The sequence below is a fragment of the Corynebacterium sp. J010B-136 genome (assembly GCF_002967075.1).
GTDB lineage: Bacteria > Actinomycetota > Actinomycetes > Mycobacteriales > Mycobacteriaceae > Corynebacterium.
Map to the genome: position 1 here is coordinate 31,143 of NZ_PUGE01000009.1, position 20,150 is coordinate 51,292.

A 20,150-nucleotide genomic window follows, 5' to 3' on the forward strand; every position below is an offset into this window, starting at 1 on the left:
GTGAGTTAAACGTGATACCGGAGTCCGAGGACGGTCATTGCACCCAAGAGCATCGCGAGCAAGATGACTAGCAGGCGCATGAGGCCGCGGTGCTCGCTGTGCGGAATCAGCGCGAGTGCGCCGGCACCCAGCACGCCGCCTAAGGTGTTGAAGAAAACATCATCGATATCGGTATAACCCAGTGCGAAGATGTACTGGGTTATTTCAATACCCAGCGAGCCGAAAAAGCTAATGCCGACCGCGGCAATAAAGCTTTTCGTGCGCGCATAGATACCGGCCGCGAGCGGCATGAATAGCGCGATATTGCCCAGCGAGTTTGTCCAAGGGGCGTACCAATAATTGGGGCGGTCGAAGCCATCGAAAAGCTGCGCATCGATGCTGCGAATAGCATGCGCTGACCCATCGACCACTCCGGGAATGTCCACGAAAGGCTTGCCCAAAGTCACCAACACAATGATGATTGTGGACAAGGCGATAGCCACAGACACAGAAATACTGCGCTGTGGCTTTATCACCTGGGGCATGCGGGTCGAAGTTGAGATCATGATTGACCTAACTTAACAGGTGGATCTTAAAAGCAACTGGCCGAAGTATGGCAATTGCCAAAAGCAATTTCTACATGTGGTCTACACGTGCAAGTCTTTATCCTGAATGCCCTTAGGCACCATGAGGACACCGATGAGCGAAATGAGCGAGATGGCCACGCTGTAGGTAGCAATCGCCATAGAGGTGTTGAAGGTGGTGTAGAGGATTTCTGCGATCATTGGTGCAAACGCGCCGCCGATGATGGAGCCGATCGCGTAGCCGATAGAGACGCCAGACAATCGGACCTTAACCGGGAACATTTCGGCGAATAGCGCACACATCGGGCCGTATGTTGGGCCCAGGAGGGCTCCAGTGACGATGACTGCGAGGTAGAACATCGCGATGGAGCCGGTATCAACGAGCAGCCACATCGGGACACACCAGATGGCGAGTGCGATATAACCGATGATGAAGGTGCGCTTGCGTCCGACGCGGTCAGATAGCTTACCGAAGTACAGTGTTGAGGCGAGCCAGAATGCAGAGGCTACCAGCGATGCGCCGAGCACATCAGTGCGCTCATAACCAACGTACTTGGTGCCGTATGCGAGGAAGTAGGCGATGACGAAGTAGCCAATCGCATTGTTCGCAGCAAAAATCAATGCGCACTTTAAGACGGTGGCCCAGTGGCTCTTAAACAGAACTGCCAGGGGTGCGGACGAATCCTTCTTGAGCTCCTGCATTTCCTCAAACGCTGGAGATTCTTCCACCGCGCGGCGAATAAAGTAGCCCAAGACAATCAAGATAACAGAGGACAAGAATGGAATCCGCCAGCCCCAGGCCAGGAATTGTTCCGTGGAAAGCACGCTGGAGAGCACCAGCATAAAAATGGTGGCAAGCGCCATGCCAGCAGGAACGCCGATTTGTGGGAAGGAACCGAAGAAGCCACGACGACCGTTCGGAGCGTGCTCGACGGTCAAAAGTGCCGCACCACCCCATTCGCCGCCGGCTGACATGCCCTGCAAGATGCGCAGCAGCACCAGCAGGAGTGGCGCTGCCAGTCCGATGGCGTGATAGGTCGGCAAAAGCCCCATCAACATAGTCGCCACGCCCATGCCCAGCAAGGTGATGACCAGGACTGGTTTGCGCCCCATGCGGTCACCGAGGTGCCCCGCCAAAATCGCGCCGAGTGGCCTAAAGAGGAAAGAAATACCCAGCGACGCCCAAGAGATAATCTGCGCGAGCGACGGATTCTCGTTGCTCACAGGGTCAAAGAACTGCGCAGCGAAAATCAGCCCGGCTGCTTGGGCGTAGATAAAGAAGTCAAACCACTCAATGGTGGTTCCGACCATGGAGCCTGCGAGCACGCGCTTGTGTTCAGCGGTCATGCCCGCGGCTGGTTGTGGGTTATAAGTTGTAGAAGCAGTCATGTCCTACAAACCTCCGGGAAATCGGCGACGATAGGCGTCGGGGTTTAAATATCGGGGGTTAGAGCTTTAGTGGTTATCTTTAGGGCGGTTATCAACAAGGCGCTTGGCTTTGCCATCGCCGCTATTGACCTGGTCTTGGACAAGCACTTCGACGGTGACGCCGATGCGTTGCTTGATTTGCTTGCCCAGCCAATCGGTGGAATCTTCCACGTCCTTTTCGGTGGCTTGCGGGTCGCGCTCGACCAACAAGGTGAGGTGGTCCATGCGGCCCTTCTTCGAGAGCACGCACTGATAGCGCGGGCGCAAGCGGTGGTCTTCGGTGATGATCTCTTCGAACTGGGACGGGAAGCAGTTCACGCCGCGCAAGATGATCATGTCGTCATTGCGTGCGGTGATACGGTCCAAGCGGCGCATGGAACGCGCGGTGCCTGGCAAGATGCGGGTGAGATCGTGGGTGCGGTAGCGAATGATCGGCAGCGCTTCTTTGGTCAAGGTGGTGATGACAAGCTCACCATATTCACCATCAGGAAGCGGCTCGAGAGTTTCTGGGTGCACGATTTCTGGGTAGAAGTGGTCTTCCCATACGGTCAGGCCGTCTTTGGTCTCCACACATTCTTGAGCTACGCCAGGACCCATGACCTCAGAGAGGCCATAGATATCGGTGGCATCGATGCCGAATCCTTCTTCAAGTTCATGGCGCATGCCTTGGGTCCATGGCTCGGCACCGAAGACACCGACGCGCAGCGAAGACTCACGCGGGTCCATGCCTTCTTTCTTCATGCGATCCAACAGCGTCAGCATGTAGGACGGGGTTCCCAAGATGGCATCTGGTTTGAAGTCCTGCATGAGCTGGATCTGGCGCTCGGTCTGACCACCAGAGGTTGGAATGGCGGTAGCACCGAGTTCTTCAACGCCGTAGTGCGCGCCGAGGCCGCCGGTAAAGAGGCCATAACCGAAGGTCACCTGGACTTTATCGGATGGGCGCAGCCCACCCGCGCGGAAAGAACGTGCTACCAACTCTGACCAAATCTTGATGTCATTGTGGGTGTATCCCACCACGGTGGGACGGCCGGTGGTGCCGGATGATGCGTGGATGCGTGCAATCTGGTGCTGTCCAACTGCGAACATGCCAAAGGGGTACTCGGCGCGCAGGGTGGATTTATCAGTAAATGGGAACTTAGCCATGTCGGAAAGTTCCTTGAAGTCATCGGGGTGCACGCCGATTTCATCAAATTTCCGGCGGTAGTGTGGCACGTTGTAGTACGCATGGCGCAATTCATTCTTCGCGCGCTGGGTTTGCAGCGCGATGATTTCATCACGGGATGCGTACTCAATGCCCATCTGGGGGCCGTGATTGTTGGAAAAGATGTCAAAAATGGCGGTCAAGGTATTGCCTTTCTCATCGGGAAAGTCTGGGGGTCCACACCCTTAAACCAGGTTTCCCACTGGCTGTGCAGAGATCTAAATGTCATCTGAACTTGTCACCACAGCGCGATCTTCTCAGGTTTTGAAACCCTGGAAGAAGTCGCAGACTCTGACCAGATGTCCGCGCGCGCAGCGCCCTGCGTGGCAAAAATTCACTTACTGACTTACCAATCGGTCAGGTAAATCATGGTTGAAGCGTACTAAGTCTTCGTGTTACTTGCAACACAATTAAAAATCTTTTTTAGCCACGTCGCAAAACGCTACGCAATCCCCCGAGAGAAAATGCTGGCAAAACTAGCTCTGTGCAGCTCCGTTAAAGAGCAACACGACCGCGTGGCGGGCAATCTCATCGGGCGAGAGGCGCCCACCCGTCTCATACCATTCAATAACTGAGTTGACGGTGCCGAACATCAAACGCGTGAGCACGCCGGTATCCAGATCAGAGCGAATCTCGCCCGAGGCCTGCGCGGCGTCAATAAGCGGAATTACGCGGCGGGTAAATTCGCGTCGCCGCTGCAAGGCGCGCATTTCCAACTCGGAATTACCCCGCAGACGCAGCAATAAAGTCACCGATTCCTGGTCAGCACACAGCACCTCAATGGAGCCATAAATAAGCGCGCGGACCTTCTCGCCTGGCGAAGCATCACTTGCCTCCGCCTTATCCACTACCCCATCAAGCGCATCTTGCGCACGCGTAACCGCGCACTTCAAAATCTCTTCCTTGGAAGAAATATGGTGGTACAGGGCAGACTTAGAAATCCCCAGCACGCTGGCGACATGACCCATGCTGGTTGCCTCATAACCGCGCTGGTTAAATTCGCGCACCGCGGCATCGATGACATCATCGCGGGAATAGCCGGGGCGTCCGCGGTTGGGAGAGGGAGTAACTTTCACTGGAGGGTTCACGTCTTACATTCAAGCAAAGAAACTTCACTTCAGATAGTCCCCGCCTCACGGATGTGCCGATAAGCGCTGGCCACAGCGTTAAAGAAACCGAACGGACAGTCAGCATGTACACTATCTCCCACCACACCCTTTAAACCTCTGGTTTCCGCATGGCTGCGCAGAATTTTTCCGCACAAGGAGCACAGCATGCGCAAGATTTTGGCACCCGGCGTCGCCGAAGAAGAACAATTCGCCCACGTCCGCACCATGTTCGCCGATGATCTCGCCACCGCGAATCTCGGCATCACCATCACTTCTTTATCCCTTGGCCGCTGCGAAGGCACTTTCACCATCACCCCGGAAATGTGCAACGGGCACCTCACCGCCCAGGGCGGGTTTCTATTTACCTTTGCCGATTCACTTTTTGCCGGGGCGTGCAATTCGCCCGGCGAAGTCGCCGTGGCCGTGCACAATTCCATCCACTACATCGCCCCTGCCTTTGACGGCGATGAAATTCACGGTACGGCAGAAATCAAACAACACTGGGGCCGCAACGGCATCGTGGATGTACATCTCACCAAAGAAGGCCAGCCTATCGCCGAATTCCGCGGCACTTTCCGGCAGCTTCCCGGCAAGCCAGAGGCCCGAAAACGGCCAGTCGCGCACTAAATCCACGTCAAATCTTCGCTAAATATTGACGTGCATCACATTTAGCCATATACTGACCAACCAGTCAGTAAGTAATGAACTTTTCAAAGGAAGGTTGCCCCATGACAACCACTGCTCGCTCCCTTAGCTCGGTTGGCGAAGACGACGCCGCCGGGCAAAAGCTTTTCGATGAACTCATCTCCGCCGACTCCCGCATTGAACCCACCGACTGGATGCCAGCGGCCTACCGCAAGACGCTAGTGCGTCAGGTTTCCCAGCACGCGCACTCCGAAATCATCGGTATGCAGCCTGAAGCAAACTGGATTACCCGCGCGCCCTCGCTCAAGCGCAAGTCCATTTTGATGGCAAAGGTCCAGGATGAAGCCGGCCACGGCCTGTACCTGTACTCCGCGGCAGAAACCCTGGGAACCTCCCGCGATGAGATGGTGCAACAGCTTCTCGATGGCACCGCCAAGTACTCCTCCATCTTCAACTACCCGGCGCGCACCTGGGCTGATATCGGCGCAATCGGCTGGCTGGTTGATGGTGCTGCGATTGTTAACCAGGTTCCACTGTGCCGCGCTTCTTATGCTCCCTATGGCCGCGCGATGGTGCGCATCTGTAAGGAAGAGTCCTTCCACCAGCGTCAGGGCTGGGAGATCCTCTACGAATTGGCGCACGGCACCGAAGCCCAAAAGCAGATGGCGCAAGAAGCCATTAATCGTTTCTACGGCCCGGCACTGCAGATGTTCGGCCCACCAGATACAGATTCCCCGAACTCCCAGCAGTCCATGGAATGGAATATCAAGCGCTTCTCCAATGACGATCTGCGCCAGCGCTTCGTGGACATGATTGTTCCGCAGGCAGAGGCTTTGGGCTTGCACTTTGAAGACCCAGACCTGAAGTGGAATGAAGAACGCGGCCACTACGACTTTGGCGAGTTGGACTGGGATGAGTTCAAGCAAGTCATCAAGGGTGAAGGCCCATGCAGCGTGCAGCGTATGCAGCGCCGCCGCCAGGCACATGAAGACGGTGCCTGGGTTCGTGAGGCTGCTGCTGAATTTGCCAAGAAGTACCACGGCGCCGAATCCGCACTTTCGGCCTAATCCTCTGATATTTAAGGAGTCACCCCATGACTGAAAACCAATGGCCAATGTGGGAGGTCTTTGTTCGTTCCTCCCGCGGTCTATCACACGTTCACGCTGGTTCTTTGCACGCACCTGATGCCACGATGGCACTGCGCAATGGCCGCGATTTGTACACCCGCCGCAATGAGGGCAGCTCCGTATGGGTTGTGCCATCTGAAGCAATTTCTTCCACCGACCCAGATTCCAAGGGCGGCTTCTTCGAATCCGCGAAGGGCAAGGCTTACCGCCACGCTACTTACTACAACAAGAGCGAAGGAGTGCCACACCTATGAGTGGATTCGCTGCAGCAGATTCCGCAACCACCCAATCTTTGGGTGATGCAATCTCTACTGAAGATATTCGTAACTCCGGGATCAAGGCTGATGACCAGGTCGCGCAGTATGCCGCCATGCTTGGCGATGACGCCCTGATCCTCGCCCAACGCCTCGGCTGGTGGATTTCACGTGCTCCAGAGATGGAAGAAGATATCGCGCTCGGCAATATCGCACTCGACTTAATTGGGCACACGCGCTTTTTCTACACCTACGCGGCCAGCGCGTGGGATAAGACCGAAGATGACCTGGCGTATTTCCGCACCGAAGAAGAGTTCCGCTCAGCACGCCTAGTGGAGCAGGAAAATGGCGACTTCGGACAGACCATCGCTAGGCAATTGCTCTTCTCGCACTACCAGTACGCGCTGTATAGCAAGCTGCAAGACTCTGCCGATGAGACCATCGCTGCGATTGCTGCGAAGGCAATCAAGGAAGTGGAATACCACGTTGACCACTCCAACCAGTGGATGCTGCGTCTTGGTCTTGGCACCGAGGAATCACACCGCCGCATCTCTGCTGGTATCTACTACATGTGGCCTTACCTGGAAGAACTCTTCGAGGACCTCGACCTTCACAAAGAGTTGGCCGCAAGAGACATTGCTGTCTTGCCGTCAACCTTGCGCGATGAAGCACTTGGACGCATCACCGAAGTGCTGGAGAAGTCCAATGTAGAAATCCCCCAGGTCAAGCCTGCGCGATCGAGTCAGCGCACCGGCCGCTTTTCTGAACACCGCGGCTATATCTTGGCCGAAATGCAATCGCTGGCACGCCAGCACCCTGGCGCAACCTGGTAGAAGGAGGCTTTAGCCATGTCTGCCGCAACATCCCCGCACCCTTTTGATAAACCTACCGTTAACCCTTCTGACCACCCGCTTCGCCCTGTCGATGAACAGGACGCTGCGGTGTGGGATATTGCAGCACGGGTTCCGGATCCAGAAATCCCGGTTATCTCCATTGCTGATTTAGGCATTCTGCGCGATGCAAAGCTGGTCGGTGACGAAGCTATCGTCACCATCACGCCCACCTACTCAGGTTGCCCCGCGATGGACCACATCACCGCCGATGTCACCGATGCCTTAAAAGCCGCCGGCTTCGACCACGTCACGGTTGACCTGGTGTTGCAACCAGCGTGGACCACGGACTGGATGACCGAAGAGGGCCGGGAGAACTTGCGTGAATATGGCATTGCACCTCCTACCGGCAAGGCTGCGAAGAGTGGCCCGATTCCTTTAACACTTGCTGCGCCGACACCGATTGCGTGCCCGCGCTGTGGGTCTAAAAATACTTCTAAACTCGCCCAATTTGGTTCGACTTCTTGCAAGGCGCTGTACAGCTGCCGCGACTGCTTTGAACCTTTCGATTACTTCAAGGTGCACTAATGACTGCTTCGCTGAACCCGACAAAAAAGAAAAAGGCCACGTTCAACACGTTGACGGTCTCCAAGGTTCGTCCGCTTACCGATAATGCGGTAGAAGTCTCCTTCGATATCCCCGAAGAACTTCAGGATGACTATGACTACATCCCCGGCCAGTACGTTGCACTGCGCGCGATGATTGATGGCCAGGAACACCGTCGTTCCTATTCCATCTGTGATGTCCCTCGTCCTGGGCGTTTGCGCGTTGCTATCAAGCGCGACCGTGGCGGTATTTTCTCCACCTGGGCTAATGACACCTTGGAAGCGGGCACGCAGATTGACGTGATGAACCCACAGGGCGCGTTCGTGTCCAAGACCCACCTCACGGGCTTGAATAACCCAGAGGTCATCCGCGAGGAAATTTCCAAAATTGATAACCCACATCTGGTGGCAATCGCCGCGGGCTCTGGCATCACCCCAATCATGGCGATTGCGCAGACCGTCCTCGCCGAAAGCGATGACAGCACTTTCGAGCTGATCTTCGCCAACAAGGGCGGCAGCGAAGTCATGTTCGCCGAGGAAATCGGTGACCTCAAGGACAAGTACCCAACCCGCTTTGCTGTGCACCACGTGCTCTCGCGCGAACAGCGCGTGAACCCACTGTTCTCGGGTCGCATTGACTCGGAAAAGCTGCAGCTTCTGCTGGATAATGTCATTCGTACCGAAGCCATCGATGAGTGGTTCTTGTGTGGACCTTTCGAACTCGTCCAGCTCGTGCGCGATGAACTTAATGGCCGCAAGGTTGATGAGCAGGCTGTGCGCTATGAGCTCTTTACCACCGGCAAGCCCACCGGCAGCCAGCAGCAGACCGGCCGTCACGTCGAAGCAGACCCCGATGGCAAGAATGTGGAGATCACCTTCAACCTCGATGGTCTCTCCGGCAAGGTGGAATCCCCTGAATCCGCCAATGAAACTCTGCTCAACGCAACGCTGCGCGTGCGTCCCGATGTTCCTTTCGCCTGCGCCGGCGGCGTGTGCGGCACCTGCCGCGCCAAGCTGGTTGAAGGCGAAGTAGATATGGCTGAGAACTTTGCTTTGGAAAAAGACGAGATTGAAAAGGGCTACATCCTCACCTGCCAGTCCCGTCCAAAGACCGCCTCAATCAAGCTTGATTTTGATGCTTAAGGCGGCGGCACATGATTGACTTATTATTCAACGAGGACCGCACAATTGCGGAGGTCGTACTCAATAATCCCAAGGCCATGAACTCCCTGGCGCCTGAGGATCTCACCGAGCTATCGCAGGCTTATACCGAGGCTGAACAAGCCGGTGTCCGCGCGCTTCTTCTGCGTGGGGAAGGCCGTGGCTTTAGCGCTGGACGCAACATCAAGGGCCTAGATCCACGCGATGACGACGCAACCGACTACTTGGCCAACAAGGTCACCCCGGTGCTCAAGCAGATGTCGCAGTTTCCTGCACCGACCTTCGCCGCAGTCCATGGTGTCTGCCTCGGCGTCGGACTCGGTCTGGCTATTGCCACAGATATTGTCTACGTCGCCGAAGATGCAAAGTTCGGCTCACCGTTCGCAAATCTCGGTGCGACGCTGGATTCGGGCGGACATGCGCTCTTCGTCGAAAGGCTCGGCGCGCATCGCGCGATGGACCTGATTGTCACCGGTGACATGATTTCCGGTGCCGAAGCTGTTCAAGCCGGATTGTTCTCACGCGCAGTGCCTGCCGATGACCTCCTGGACTTCACCCGCGAAAAAGTTGAACGCGCAGCCCGCGGTGCAACGCAGGCTTTTGTGGCCTCAAAGAAGCTCGTCGCCGATATCCGCGACTCCAAGACCGGACTGTGGGACTCCGTCCATGATGAGAACTTTGCCCAAGGCGCGCTGTGTTCATCCGAGGACTACCTCGAAGGTTTCGCCGCTTTTAATGAAAAGCGCGCCCCCGTCTTTAAAGGTATTTAGACCAGCGAGAACGACTTCAATAGTTCCTAGTTAAGTACAAGCAAGAAGGACAAGCATGACTGATTCAAGTGCATACCTGGTGTCAGGTTTTAGAACCCCGGTGGGAAAGTACGGCGGCGCGTTGTCATCGGTACGCCCTGATGACCTGATGGCGCTGACTATTCAAAAGACCGTCGAAGAGGCCGGGCTCGATCCAGCGGCAGTAGATGAAGTCATCATCGGCAATGCCAATGGTGCGGGTGAAGAAAACCGCAACGTCGCGCGCTTGGCTTGGCTGCTTGCTGGTTACCCGGATACCGTGCCAGGCATTACCGTCAACCGCTTGTGCGCATCAGGTATGTCCGCGATTGCACTGGCCACCGCCATGGTCGAGTCCGGGCAAGCAGATATCGTCCTGGCCGGCGGCGTCGAATCCATGTCGCGCGCACCATGGGTGATGGAAAAGCCCACGACAGCTTTCGCCCGTCCGGGCGAGGTCTTTGATACCTCCATCGGCTGGCGTTTTGTGAACAAGAAATTCGCCGGCATGGACAAGATGACCTATTCCATGCCCGAAACGGCTGAGGAAGTAGCCAAGGTCTTTAACATCAGCCGCGAGGATGCCGATGCTTTTGCAGCCCGCTCCCATGAGCGTGCACTCGCAGCGATTGCAGATGGAAAATTCAATGCCGAAATCGTGCCCGTGGAGGTCAAAGACCGCAAGGGCAATGTCACCATCGTTGATACCGATGAAGGCCCACGCCCAGGTTCAACCCCAGAGGTGCTGTCCAAGCTTCGTCCGGTGACCAAGCTTGGCGATGTCACCACCGCCGGCAATTCCTCCTCACTTAACGATGGCGCATCCGCGGTCATCGTGGCCTCACAAAAAGGCATCGAAAAGCTGGGGCTCAAACCCCGCGCCCGAGTGGTAGCGAATGCGGCACGTGGTCTACAACCAGAAATCATGGGCATGGGTCCAGTACTGGCAACACGCGAGATTCTCAGCCGCACCGGCTGGGACCTCAACGACGTTGACGCAGTAGAACTCAACGAGGCTTTCGCGACGCAGTCTTTGGCATGTATCCGCGAACTGGATCTGGATGAGGAGAAGACCAATGCGTGGGGCGGTGCGATTGCACTGGGCCACCCACTGGGTTCTTCCGGTTCGCGCATCACGTTGACGCTGCTCAACCGGCTCGAAACCGAAGGTGGCACCCGCGGAATTGCCACCATGTGCATTGGCGTAGGCCAGGGTACAGCGATTGCGATTGAGAGGGTCTAATGACTGATATTCAGACTGCCACCAAGGACTTCTCGGCGCTACAGGTCACCGTGGAAGACGGCTTTGTCATTGCGCGGATGAACCGACCGGAGGTACGCAACGCGATTGATGAAACCATGGTCGAGGAATTCCACACATTGTGTGGATTGCTCGAGCGTGACCCGCAGATTCTAGTAATTACCGGCTGCGTTGCGGAAACCTCCAAGGGCCCGCGCGGTATTTTCGCATCTGGCGCCGACATCGCGCAGTTGCGTGAGCGCCGCCGCGAGGATGCGCTGCGCGGGATTAATTCGGGCGTGTTTCATCGGATAGCGAAACTGCCCGCGCCAGTCATTGCAGCCATCGACGGGTTCGCCCTCGGCGGTGGCCTGGAGCTGGCGCTGGCAGCAGATTTCCGGATTGCCACGCCCGGCGCGAAATTCGGCCAACCCGAGGCGAACCTCGGCATCATCGCTGGCGCAGGCGCGCTATGGCGGCTGAAGGAAGCCGTGGGCAACCCGCTGGCGAAAGAGATTCTGCTGGCCGGACGCGTACTCACCGGCGAGGAAGCCGCGCAGTCCCACCTGGTCAACGAGCTTTTCGAACCAGAAGCGCTCGAGGACGGTGCCCGCGCCTGGGCGAAGAAGATTGCCGCGCTGGATCCACTGGCAGTGCGGCTGTCCAAGCAGCTTTTCGATATGCCCGTGGAAGCACATCCGGCAATAGACAATATCGCGCAGGCGGTGCTCTTTGAATCCGAAGCAAAATTTGACCGTATGCAGGCATTTTTAGACCGCAAGAAGAAGTAAGAATCAGAAGAGTTTAAGGAGACGGAACATGGCTGTACCGGAAAAGGTTGGGGTGCTCGGCGGTGGCCGCATGGGCGCGGGCATTGCGCACGCGTTTTTGGCCGCTGGCGCGAATGTGAAAGTCGTCGACATCAACGACGATGCGGTTGCGGCCGCGAAAGCTCGGGTGGAAAAGGCCATTCAAGGTTCCATCGACCGCGGTGCCGAAGGCACCTTCGAGTCCTGGGCAGAGCGTCTGACGCTCTCCACCGAGGTGTCAGAATTCGCTGGTTTTGACCTCGTCGTCGAAGCAGTTCCAGAGTCCATGGAGCTCAAGACCACGGCGTTTAGCAATATCGCACAGGCGGCACCGGAGGCGGTTATCGCGACGAATACCTCGTCACTGTCGGTCTCACAGCTGGCAGATACCGTGGCTAATGACGTGATTGGCCTGCACTTTTTCAACCCAGTGCCAGCCTCGAAGCTGGTGGAAGTCGTTATCGCGAAATCCACCCCAGACGCTTTGGTCGAAACCGCGAAGGGCTGGGTCGAAGACCTCGGCAAAACCGCGGTGGTAGTTAAGGATGCACCAGGCTTTGCATCATCCCGCTTGGGCGTTGCCATCGCCTTGGAAGCAATCCGCATGGTGGAAGAGGGCGTAGCATCTGCACGCGATATCGATAATGCGATGGTGCTGGGCTACAAGTTCCCCATCGGGCCGCTAGAGCTTACCGATATTGTGGGCCTCGATGTCCGCTTAGGCATCGCTGAGTACCTCGAGTCCACCCTGGGTGCGCGCTTCGCTCCGCCGCAGTTGATGCGGGACATGGTCGCCCGCGGCGAGCTGGGCCGCAAGTCCGGCAAAGGGTTTTACGATTACTCACAAAGTTCGTAATCGTTCAACATCGGTTAATGCTGTTATTGAGAAAAATCCTAAGATTTCTTCTCAATAACAGCATTGGTGATACGCGCCGTGCACAAACGGCGGCCGGATTCATCAGCAATGACAACTTCATGACTGGTCAGGCTGCGGCCTAAGTGCAATGCGGTGGCGGTAGCGGTGACCATCCCGGCATAGCCGGAAGCATGATGGGTGGCGTTGATATCCACGCCCACGGCTACCTTTCCCAAGGTAGAGGCGTGAATAACAGCGGCCCAGCTTCCAACCGCTTCAGCCAAACACGCCATGGCCCCGCCGTGGAGCAGGCCGAGGGATTGCCGGTTGCCATCGATAGGCATGGTGGCAACTACCTTGGTGGCTGATTGCTCAAGTACCTTGACCCCCATCTTTTCATCGAGTTCTCCCAGTTCAATCGTCCACGGCTCATACTTTTGCATTCTTCTTCTCTCTTCTTTTCTTCGTAATGTTTTAGAAAGGCAACCATGACTACCTCCCTTATCGATACCATCGTCCCCAGCTTTTTATCTGGAAAGTGGCTTACTCCGGACAATCCAACCCGTATCACTGAGGTTGCTGACCCGTCGACCGGTGAGATTGTCGCGCGCGTATCCGCTGAAGGTTTAGATATTGCCGCCGCGGTTGATTATGCCCGCGATATCGGCCGTAAGAACCTGCAAGAGTTAACCATTCATGAGCGTTCTTTGAAGATTAAAGAACTGGCCATCTTCTTGCAGGACCATCGCGATGAGCTTAACGCATTGGCGCATAAGACGGGTGCGAATAAGCGCGATAATTTTGTTGACGTCGATGGCGGCATTTCCACCATGTTCACCATTTCTTCCAAGGGCCGCCGTGAAATGCCGAATGCGCACGTGGTCACCGATGGTGAGCCGGAGGTCTTTTCCAAGGACGGCTCTTTCATCGGCCGGCATATCTACACCACCATTCCGGGTATTGCGGTGCAGATTAACGCCTTCAACTTCCCTGTGTGGGGCATGTTGGAGAAGTTCGCGCCGTCATTTATTGCGGGCGTGCCGAGCATCGTCAAGCCAGCAACGCCAACTGGCTTTGTCACCCAGGCCCTGGTGCGTTTGATGTTGGAGTCGGGGATTTTGCCGGAAGGTTCGCTGCAGCTGATTTCTGGTTCCGCACGCGACTTGCTTGACCACCTGGATTTCCGCGACCACGTCGCTTTTACGGGTTCTGCGCAGACAGCGAATACACTGCGTGCGCACAAGAATGTCCTGGAGGGCGGGATTCAGTTCTCCGCGGAGGCAGACTCCCTCAACTCGGCGATTTTGGGCACCGATGTCACCGAAGATGCCCCGGAGTTTGAGGCCTACACCAAGGCTGTCTTCAATGAGATGACCTCGAAGGCTGGACAAAAGTGTACGGCGATCCGCCGCGCGATAGTGCCCAATGACCTGGTGGAGCCATTTATCGCAGCGTTGTCGCAGCGTCTGGAGTCCAAGGTTGTACCCGGCGATCCGCGCGATGAGAATGCGACGATGGGGCCGTTGGTTTCCATCGAGCAGCGTGACGATGTGGCATCGGCAGTGCAGAATCTTATCGATGCCGGCGGCGAGGTCGTCTACGGCGGCGCCGATAAGCTCGACGGCGCTTTCTTCGCACCGACCATCTTGCGTTTCGATGATGCCCAGGCCGAAGCCGTGCACTCAACCGAAGCTTTCGGCCCGGTCATCTCTGTCATTGGCTATAACGAGCCAACTGAGGCAGTTGAGCTCGCTGCCAAGGGCGCTGGCTCCCTGGTGGCTTCTGTCATTACTCACGATGACGAGCTCGCCGCACTATATGGCCGCGGCATTGCTGCCTACCACGGCCGCGTGCATTTCTTGGACCGCGTGGATGCAAAGACTTCCACCGGCCACGGTTCCCCACTGCCACACCTGGTCCACGGTGGCCCAGGCCGCGCCGGCGGTGGTGAGGAGCTCGGCGGTATCCGCGGCATCCTGCACTACATGCAGCGCACCGCGGTTCAGGGCAGCCCGGATCACCTCACTGCCGTGACTGGCCAGTGGCACCGCGGCGCGGCAGTCAACCGCGTGACCCGTCAGGATGTCATCGATGGCACCGGCGTGCACCCCTTCCGCAAGGACCTGGCAACGCTCAATATCGGCGACCAGTTCGCCTCTGACCTGCGCAAGGTCACCCTTGAGGAAATCCTGGCCTTTGCGAAGGAAACCGGTGATACCTTCTACGCGCATACCGATGAAGAAGCCGCCATGGCCAACCCCTTCTTCCCACGGCGTGTGGCCCACGGTTACCTGCTGGTTTCCTGGGCCGCGGGTCTGTTCGTTGAACCTGCTCCAGGTCCAGTCCTTGCCAACTACGGCTTAGAAAACCTGCGCTTTATCGAGCCGGTCACCTACGACGACTCCGTGCGCATTGAGCTCACCGCCAAGCGAATTACCCCACGTGTGACCGATGACTACGGTGAGGTCTGCTGGGACGCCGCCCTCTACAACCAAGACGACGTCCTCGTCGCTTCCTACGACGTGCTGACCCTGGTGGAAAAGGAGGACACTATCTACGCGCAGAAGTAACCGCGAAACCCTTTAACAGCAGTACTGCATTTTATGCAGTACTGCTCTTTCATGGGTCAGGTTGAGGACTTCACTTCTGGAAGTCGATCCCTTTAGCCGTAGCAGCTATTTCAGCCACTCGATCGCCATCAGGATGCTCCTCGAAGTCCTTTAATTCCTCGACCAGAGCATTAGGGTCACCATTTTGGTGTCTATTCCAAAACGTCACCAAAGCTGTAGCAGCTAGATCAACCGACCCCGGAAGATGAACAAGAGGAAACAGATATTCATAAACTAAATTCTGAATTCTCTCGAATTCCACACTCGCTGGAAGAATTTTGACGACTTCTTGAATGAAATCACTTACTTTCTCAGCATTATCAAACTTCCACTCATACGAAACTTCACTCCATTCCTCTGCAGAAAACTGGTTAAACAAAGCCACTAGCGTGGCTTCATCTCTGTTGTTCACAGCCTCAATAGCAGCTTCGAAATCAGAAACTTCCACTAGCACTTCACCCCACCGTTTCCAATATGTCCATTATTTGAATACGTTACAACAATCGACTGGTTCTTATATTTCCATACTTGCTATGGGCATCATCTACGCGCAGAAGTAGCAGCACAGCACGCAATGACAACTAGAATGCGCGTAAATACCTGACAACTTGAGTGAACTGACTTACATTTAACTCCAATATTGTTACGCAACACATTAGTGGAGGTTGTTCATGGCTGAGCAGAATTTTGATTTCATCATTGCGGGTGCGGGCTCATCAGGAAATGTCATTGCACGCAGACTAATCGATGCCGGCAAGACCGTCGCGATTATTGAAGCCGGCCCCTATGACACCAATCCGGATATCACCAAGGTTTATGACCTAGGCAAGTTGTGGCACAGCGAGCAGGACTGGGACTATCGCACTTTGCCGCAGACACACGCCAATAATCGTGAACTGCACATTCCGCGCGGCAAGGTCATGGGCGGCTCCCATGCTTTGAACGCCACCATCTGGGTGCGCGGGGCAAAGGAAGACTATGACACCTGGGCATATCTCGGCTGTGACGGCTGGTCATGGGATGAAGTTCTGCCAGCTTTCAAAGCTATTGAAAACTATCCCGACGGTGACCCAGAAACCCGCGGGCATGACGGCCTTCTGGATGTCCGCAGCGATTATGAAACCAATCCACTGCAAGACGCCATGTTGGAAGCCGGGCAACAAGCCGGCATTCCGCTCAACGAAGACTACAACTCCGGCAACCCCGAAGGTATCGGCCGGATCCAGGCCAATGTCCGCGACGGTAATCGCTTCAACACCTGGCACGCGTATCTCAAGCCAGTGGCGGATCATGACAACCTCACCATCATCACCGACGCCAAGGTTCAACGTGTAATCGTGGACGGCGACACCGTAAAGGGCGTGGAGATAAGGGGTGAGGGTGGCATCGATAAGCTTTATGCACAAGAAACCATCCTGTGTGCTGGTGCTTTGAACTCTCCCGAAATTCTCCTGCGCTCTGGCATCGGCCCTGCTGACGAACTTGAAGCCCTGGGTGTGACCGTGACCCATGACTTGCCTGGTGTGGGCAAGAACCTGCACGACCACATCCTCTCCCCCGTCATCTTTGAAGCTACAGAGAAGCAAATCCCTGCCTCCCCTGTACTGCCGGCTGAGGTGCACGTGTTTACCAAGTCTGCTCCGGATAAGGCCGTGCCGGATACCCAGCCGCTGTATTTTTCCGTCCCGATGTACAACGAGGACATGGAAGGCCCCGCCAATGCCTTTACGCTGATGGGCGGACTGGTGCGTCCGGCCTCCCGCGGCGAGCTAACGCTGACTGGTCCGGAAGATGATGACCCGATCGCACTCGACGTGGGAGTACTCAGCGTGCAATCCGATATGGATGCGCTGGTAGCGTCCGTCAAAGAATCCCGCGAAGTCGGCCGCCAAGAAGCCCTTGCTGAATGGGGTCCCGTGGAAATCTACCCCGGCGCAGATGTTTCCGATGACGACCTAGAAGATTACGTGCGCCGCAGCGTAGTGACCTATCACCACCAAGTTGGCACCTGCAAGATGGGCACCGATGCCCTTGCCGTGGTCTCCCCACACACCCTTCGCGTTTATGGCCTAAACGGCTTACGCGTTGCCGATGCTTCCATCATGCCGCTGGTTCCTACCGGCAACACCAACGCCCCGACCATCATGATTGCTGAGCGCGCCGCGAAGTTCATCCTCGATGATGTGAACTAGCACGTTTCTCACGCGCTGAAACAAGCATTCTCCGCAGCGCGTGAGAACCACCGCTACATCAATACACCTGCGATGACATAGGCGGTGTCCAACCAATAAAAGCCCACCTTGGCATAGAGCAATGGAATTCCGCTGAAAGTATTGATTTCGAAATGCTCATCTTCCGGAAAGAGGACAAAGGATATGGCGGGATAACCGCTGATCCTTGAGCGACATAATCTCAACTTACCAGCTGCCCCGCGATTGCGATTAGTCTTTAGACTGTTAATCATGATGGACAACGAATATGCGGCAGTTGGTTTCACCTATGATTCCTTCGATGACTTGATGTATGACCTCATGGATGAGACCGGCGGGAAAGGCATCACCTTTCCCGGTTTTGAAGGTGTGGTGGTCTATCAAGATCCGACAGGCCCGCGCATGTCTGCTTTTAAAGATGAGGATGGGTGGCGGACTAATCCCGGTTTCTTAACCGATACCCCGATTGATGCCACCGCGTACCGCGCTGGGGATTTCATCGCGCATGTCGCTATACGCCGCGCGGATAACGGCGAAATTTTCAATAACGTGATTGCCGCGAGCGATGAATTCTTCGCCCTGCCTCCAGGCAATCCAGCTGGGGGTCAAAGCATCCGCACCCCGCAGGGCGCGTTGAGCGCGTGGGCAAAAGAGTATGAGCTTTTCGATGACGCCGCCACTTGGGCCGCATCCGACAAAGCCTTTACGTCACAAGACGCCGACGGCAACCAACAGACCACCCCGAATATGCTGTTTAGTCCCTCCGCGGAGAAATTCCACCAGGATTTTAGCCCGCGTGATTTAAGCCCTTATGCCAAGCTCGTGGGCGAGATTGCTGAAATTAAGAAGCGTACCAACCAGCTGACCAAGCAGACTTTCCTCATTGCCACCATCAATTACCCCGCCGGCGAACTACCGGTTCTCTTCCCCGGTGATACCCAGGTCAAGGCCGGTAATGTCTTCGATGGCACCGTCTTTTTATCCTTCGGTGCAGGGTTTTGGGCTAACCGCGAACAAAGTCAGTCATAGATAGACAAAAATGAGGCTCAGGATTTTCCCTGAGTCTCATTTTTATGCGTGCGTCTATATTTGTGCACCGCAATACTAGCGGTGAGGGGTTTTAAGAAACACCCTCAGTAACCTTCGCGGATGCATTGGGGGACGCGGTTGGTTCGGTGGAAATTACCTGTTCAACTGCAGGAGACTTCGGAATCAGCACGGTGCAGATAACACCGATGACGGCGACACCGGCGAACATACCGAATGCCCAAGTGGGGCCGAAGCCGGCACCAATCATGAGACCAGTTGCCATCGGGCCGACGATACCGCCGAGGCGACCGAAGCCAGCACACCAAGCAACACCGGCGGCACGAGCGGAGGTGTCGAAGTAGTTCGAGGTCAGACCGTAGGTTAGAACCTGGGTACCCAGCACGCCAACACCGGCGATAACGATTGGGATGTAGGTCAGGTAGACGTTGTTGGTAAACGGCAGGATCATCAACGAGATAGCCGCCAGGGTAAAGGTCACGGTGATAACTGCCTTCGCGCCAACGCGGTCAGCAATCATGGAAGCAAACAGACCACCGACAACCGCACCACCGTTAAGGAACAACAGCGTGTACATGGAGTGTGCTGCGGATGCGCCGTTATTTTCCATAATCACAGGTAGCCAAGTATTCAAACCGTAGGTAGATAGCAGACCCATGAAACTCATGGTGCCGATAAGCAGGGTCCCGGGGAGATATACACGGGAGAAGATTGCGGCAAAGCCGGATTTACCCGTGGGGCTCGATGGGGTGACGTGAGCTTTGGCGGCGGCCTCCCGGCTGACTGGCTTGGTGAGGAATTGGGATTCCTGTAGGCCGAACTTTCGGCACAATTCTTGCGCGCGCATGGAACGACCGGTAACAACCAGCCACTTTGGGGATTCCGGAAGCATAAACCATGCAAGAGGCAGCAAGAACAGAATAGGGGTTGCGCCAATCATGAAGAGTCCGCGCCAGCCAATTGCATCTTCTAATGCAAGTGCTGCCAAAGACGCCATCACGCCACCGGCGGGGACACCGGAGTAAGCAATGGCGTTGAAGAAGTTACGGCGCCCAGCAGGCGCGAATTCCGCGACGATTGCTCCACCCGTTGCGACGATAATGCCCACGCCCAGGCCGGTGAAAAAGCGCAGAACACCGAAGGCGAGAACGGAAGTCGATAGCGCGGTCAGCGCCATACCAAGCGAGAACCAGGCAATAGCGGTGAGAAATACGCGGCGACGACCCAAACGGTCACCGATAGCACCGGCAGATAGCGCACCGATGGCCACGCCGATCATCGCCCAGGAACCTAGGGTGCCAGCTACTGCTGGGCTGAGTTGGCCGATTTGGGTTGGATCCGCCAATAGATTGGGCAAGACGGCACCATAGATAACAAGGTCATAGCCATCAAATAAAATGGCTATAGCTACGATGGCTAAGACGCCGTAAACTGTACGCTTATGAGCCGGTGACTCCCATGTCTTGGAAGCTTTTGAAGGCAAAGTAGAAGATGTGGTCATCGCTGCTCCTTTAAAGTGTGGCCACAATGGATATGAAAATCTTTTATGATTTTTCACATAAGCCAATCAAACCGTGAGCCAGACCATTCGTCTTTAGGGGAATTCCCGTTCTTCGCCAAGGGCGATATGTCCTCTCAGCGCACTTTTACTCCCGCTACGCATGC

Annotated in this window: 20 protein-coding genes; 13 read left to right on the forward strand and 7 right to left on the reverse strand. The window is 55.9% G+C overall.

Features of this window, described 5'->3' with window-relative positions; translation table 11 throughout:
• Nucleotides 1-5: 5 nt before the first annotated feature.
• The 4 genes from C5Y44_RS12090 to C5Y44_RS12105 all read right to left on the reverse strand — a co-directional run bounded on the left by C5Y44_RS12090 (nt 6) and on the right by C5Y44_RS12105 (nt 4,271).
• A complete protein-coding gene (locus tag C5Y44_RS12090) occupies nt 6-545 on the reverse strand; it encodes a VanZ family protein (protein ID WP_105325159.1) in 540 nt (179 codons plus the stop codon).
• Nucleotides 546-626: 81 nt separating this feature from the next.
• A complete protein-coding gene (locus C5Y44_RS12095; protein WP_105325160.1) occupies nt 627-1,952 on the reverse strand; it encodes an MFS transporter in 1,326 nt (441 codons plus the stop codon).
• A gap of 66 nt (nt 1,953-2,018) precedes the next feature.
• Complete coding sequence (locus tag C5Y44_RS12100; RefSeq protein ID WP_369831097.1) at nt 2,019-3,293, reverse strand: AMP-binding protein; 1,275 nt, start codon at nt 3,291-3,293, stop codon at nt 2,019-2,021.
• A 378-nt stretch (nt 3,294-3,671) separates the two neighbouring features.
• On the reverse strand, nt 3,672-4,271 hold the full coding sequence (locus C5Y44_RS12105) for a TetR/AcrR family transcriptional regulator (RefSeq protein ID WP_233189981.1): 600 nt from the start codon (nt 4,269-4,271) through the stop codon (nt 3,672-3,674).
• A gap of 198 nt (nt 4,272-4,469) precedes the next feature.
• Between C5Y44_RS12105 and paaI the strand changes: the two genes are divergently transcribed.
• The 10 genes from paaI (at nt 4,470) to C5Y44_RS12155 (ending at nt 12,619) form a co-directional block, all read left to right on the forward strand.
• Entirely contained in the window at nt 4,470-4,931 is a 462-nt protein-coding gene (gene paaI / locus C5Y44_RS12110) for a hydroxyphenylacetyl-CoA thioesterase PaaI (RefSeq protein ID WP_105325163.1), read from the forward strand.
• A 101-nt stretch (nt 4,932-5,032) separates the two neighbouring features.
• Nucleotides 5,033-6,016, forward strand: coding sequence for a 1,2-phenylacetyl-CoA epoxidase subunit PaaA (gene paaA / locus C5Y44_RS12115; RefSeq protein ID WP_105325164.1), 984 nt, complete (start codon nt 5,033-5,035; stop codon nt 6,014-6,016).
• A 26-nt stretch (nt 6,017-6,042) separates the two neighbouring features.
• Nucleotides 6,043-6,330, forward strand: a complete 288-nt coding sequence (paaB, locus tag C5Y44_RS12120) for a 1,2-phenylacetyl-CoA epoxidase subunit PaaB (RefSeq protein ID WP_006822194.1) — start codon at nt 6,043-6,045, stop codon at nt 6,328-6,330.
• Nucleotides 6,327-7,163, forward strand: coding sequence for a 1,2-phenylacetyl-CoA epoxidase subunit PaaC (gene paaC / locus C5Y44_RS12125; RefSeq protein ID WP_105325165.1), 837 nt, complete (start codon nt 6,327-6,329; stop codon nt 7,161-7,163). The genes paaB and paaC overlap by 4 nt, the downstream gene beginning before the upstream one ends.
• A gap of 15 nt (nt 7,164-7,178) precedes the next feature.
• A complete protein-coding gene (gene paaD / locus C5Y44_RS12130) occupies nt 7,179-7,748 on the forward strand; it encodes a 1,2-phenylacetyl-CoA epoxidase subunit PaaD (protein WP_105325166.1) in 570 nt (189 codons plus the stop codon).
• Nucleotides 7,748-8,908, forward strand: coding sequence for a 1,2-phenylacetyl-CoA epoxidase subunit PaaE (gene paaE, locus C5Y44_RS12135; RefSeq protein ID WP_105325167.1), 1,161 nt, complete (start codon nt 7,748-7,750; stop codon nt 8,906-8,908). The genes paaD and paaE overlap by 1 nt, the downstream gene beginning before the upstream one ends.
• An 11-nt stretch (nt 8,909-8,919) precedes the next feature.
• Nucleotides 8,920-9,696: an enoyl-CoA hydratase/isomerase family protein gene (locus C5Y44_RS12140; protein ID WP_105325168.1), complete on the forward strand. Its 777-nt coding sequence runs from the start codon at nt 8,920-8,922 to the stop codon at nt 9,694-9,696.
• Between the two features lie 55 nt (nt 9,697-9,751).
• Nucleotides 9,752-10,957, forward strand: coding sequence for an acetyl-CoA C-acyltransferase (locus C5Y44_RS12145; RefSeq protein WP_066841161.1), 1,206 nt, complete (start codon nt 9,752-9,754; stop codon nt 10,955-10,957).
• The gene (locus C5Y44_RS12150; RefSeq protein WP_105325169.1) at nt 10,957-11,745 is read left to right on the forward strand and encodes an enoyl-CoA hydratase/isomerase family protein; all 789 of its coding nucleotides are present in this window, start codon (nt 10,957-10,959) and stop codon (nt 11,743-11,745) included. Before C5Y44_RS12145 ends, C5Y44_RS12150 begins: the two co-directional genes overlap by 1 nt.
• A 28-nt stretch (nt 11,746-11,773) precedes the next feature.
• Complete coding sequence (locus tag C5Y44_RS12155; protein ID WP_105325170.1) at nt 11,774-12,619, forward strand: 3-hydroxyacyl-CoA dehydrogenase family protein; 846 nt, start codon at nt 11,774-11,776, stop codon at nt 12,617-12,619.
• A 38-nt stretch (nt 12,620-12,657) separates the two neighbouring features.
• On the opposite strand, the gene C5Y44_RS12160 is transcribed toward C5Y44_RS12155, so the two are convergent.
• Complete coding sequence (locus C5Y44_RS12160) at nt 12,658-13,062, reverse strand: PaaI family thioesterase (RefSeq protein WP_066841155.1); 405 nt, start codon at nt 13,060-13,062, stop codon at nt 12,658-12,660.
• Between the two features lie 45 nt (nt 13,063-13,107).
• Here C5Y44_RS12160 and paaZ point away from each other — a divergent pair, with 45 nt between their 5' ends.
• Nucleotides 13,108-15,189, forward strand: coding sequence for a phenylacetic acid degradation bifunctional protein PaaZ (gene paaZ / locus C5Y44_RS12165; RefSeq protein ID WP_105325171.1), 2,082 nt, complete (start codon nt 13,108-13,110; stop codon nt 15,187-15,189).
• A 70-nt stretch (nt 15,190-15,259) separates the two neighbouring features.
• Here paaZ and C5Y44_RS12170 read toward each other — a convergent pair whose 3' ends face one another.
• Nucleotides 15,260-15,676 carry a hypothetical protein gene (locus C5Y44_RS12170; RefSeq protein WP_105325214.1) on the reverse strand — a complete coding sequence of 139 codons (417 nt, stop codon included), beginning with the start codon at nt 15,674-15,676 and terminating at the stop codon, nt 15,260-15,262.
• A 223-nt stretch (nt 15,677-15,899) separates the two neighbouring features.
• On the opposite strand from C5Y44_RS12170, the gene C5Y44_RS12175 reads away from it, so the two are divergent.
• On the forward strand, nt 15,900-17,420 hold the full coding sequence (locus tag C5Y44_RS12175) for a GMC family oxidoreductase (protein WP_105325172.1): 1,521 nt from the start codon (nt 15,900-15,902) through the stop codon (nt 17,418-17,420).
• A gap of 270 nt (nt 17,421-17,690) precedes the next feature.
• On the forward strand, nt 17,691-18,467 hold the full coding sequence (locus C5Y44_RS12185) for a hypothetical protein (RefSeq protein WP_105325174.1): 777 nt from the start codon (nt 17,691-17,693) through the stop codon (nt 18,465-18,467).
• A 91-nt stretch (nt 18,468-18,558) separates the two neighbouring features.
• Here the strand turns inward: C5Y44_RS12185 and C5Y44_RS12190 are convergent, their stop codons facing one another.
• Nucleotides 18,559-19,968 (reverse strand): aromatic acid/H+ symport family MFS transporter, encoded by a 1,410-nt coding sequence (locus C5Y44_RS12190; RefSeq protein WP_199186059.1) that lies wholly within the window; start codon nt 19,966-19,968, stop codon nt 18,559-18,561.
• Nucleotides 19,969-20,150: the final 182 nt, after the last annotated feature.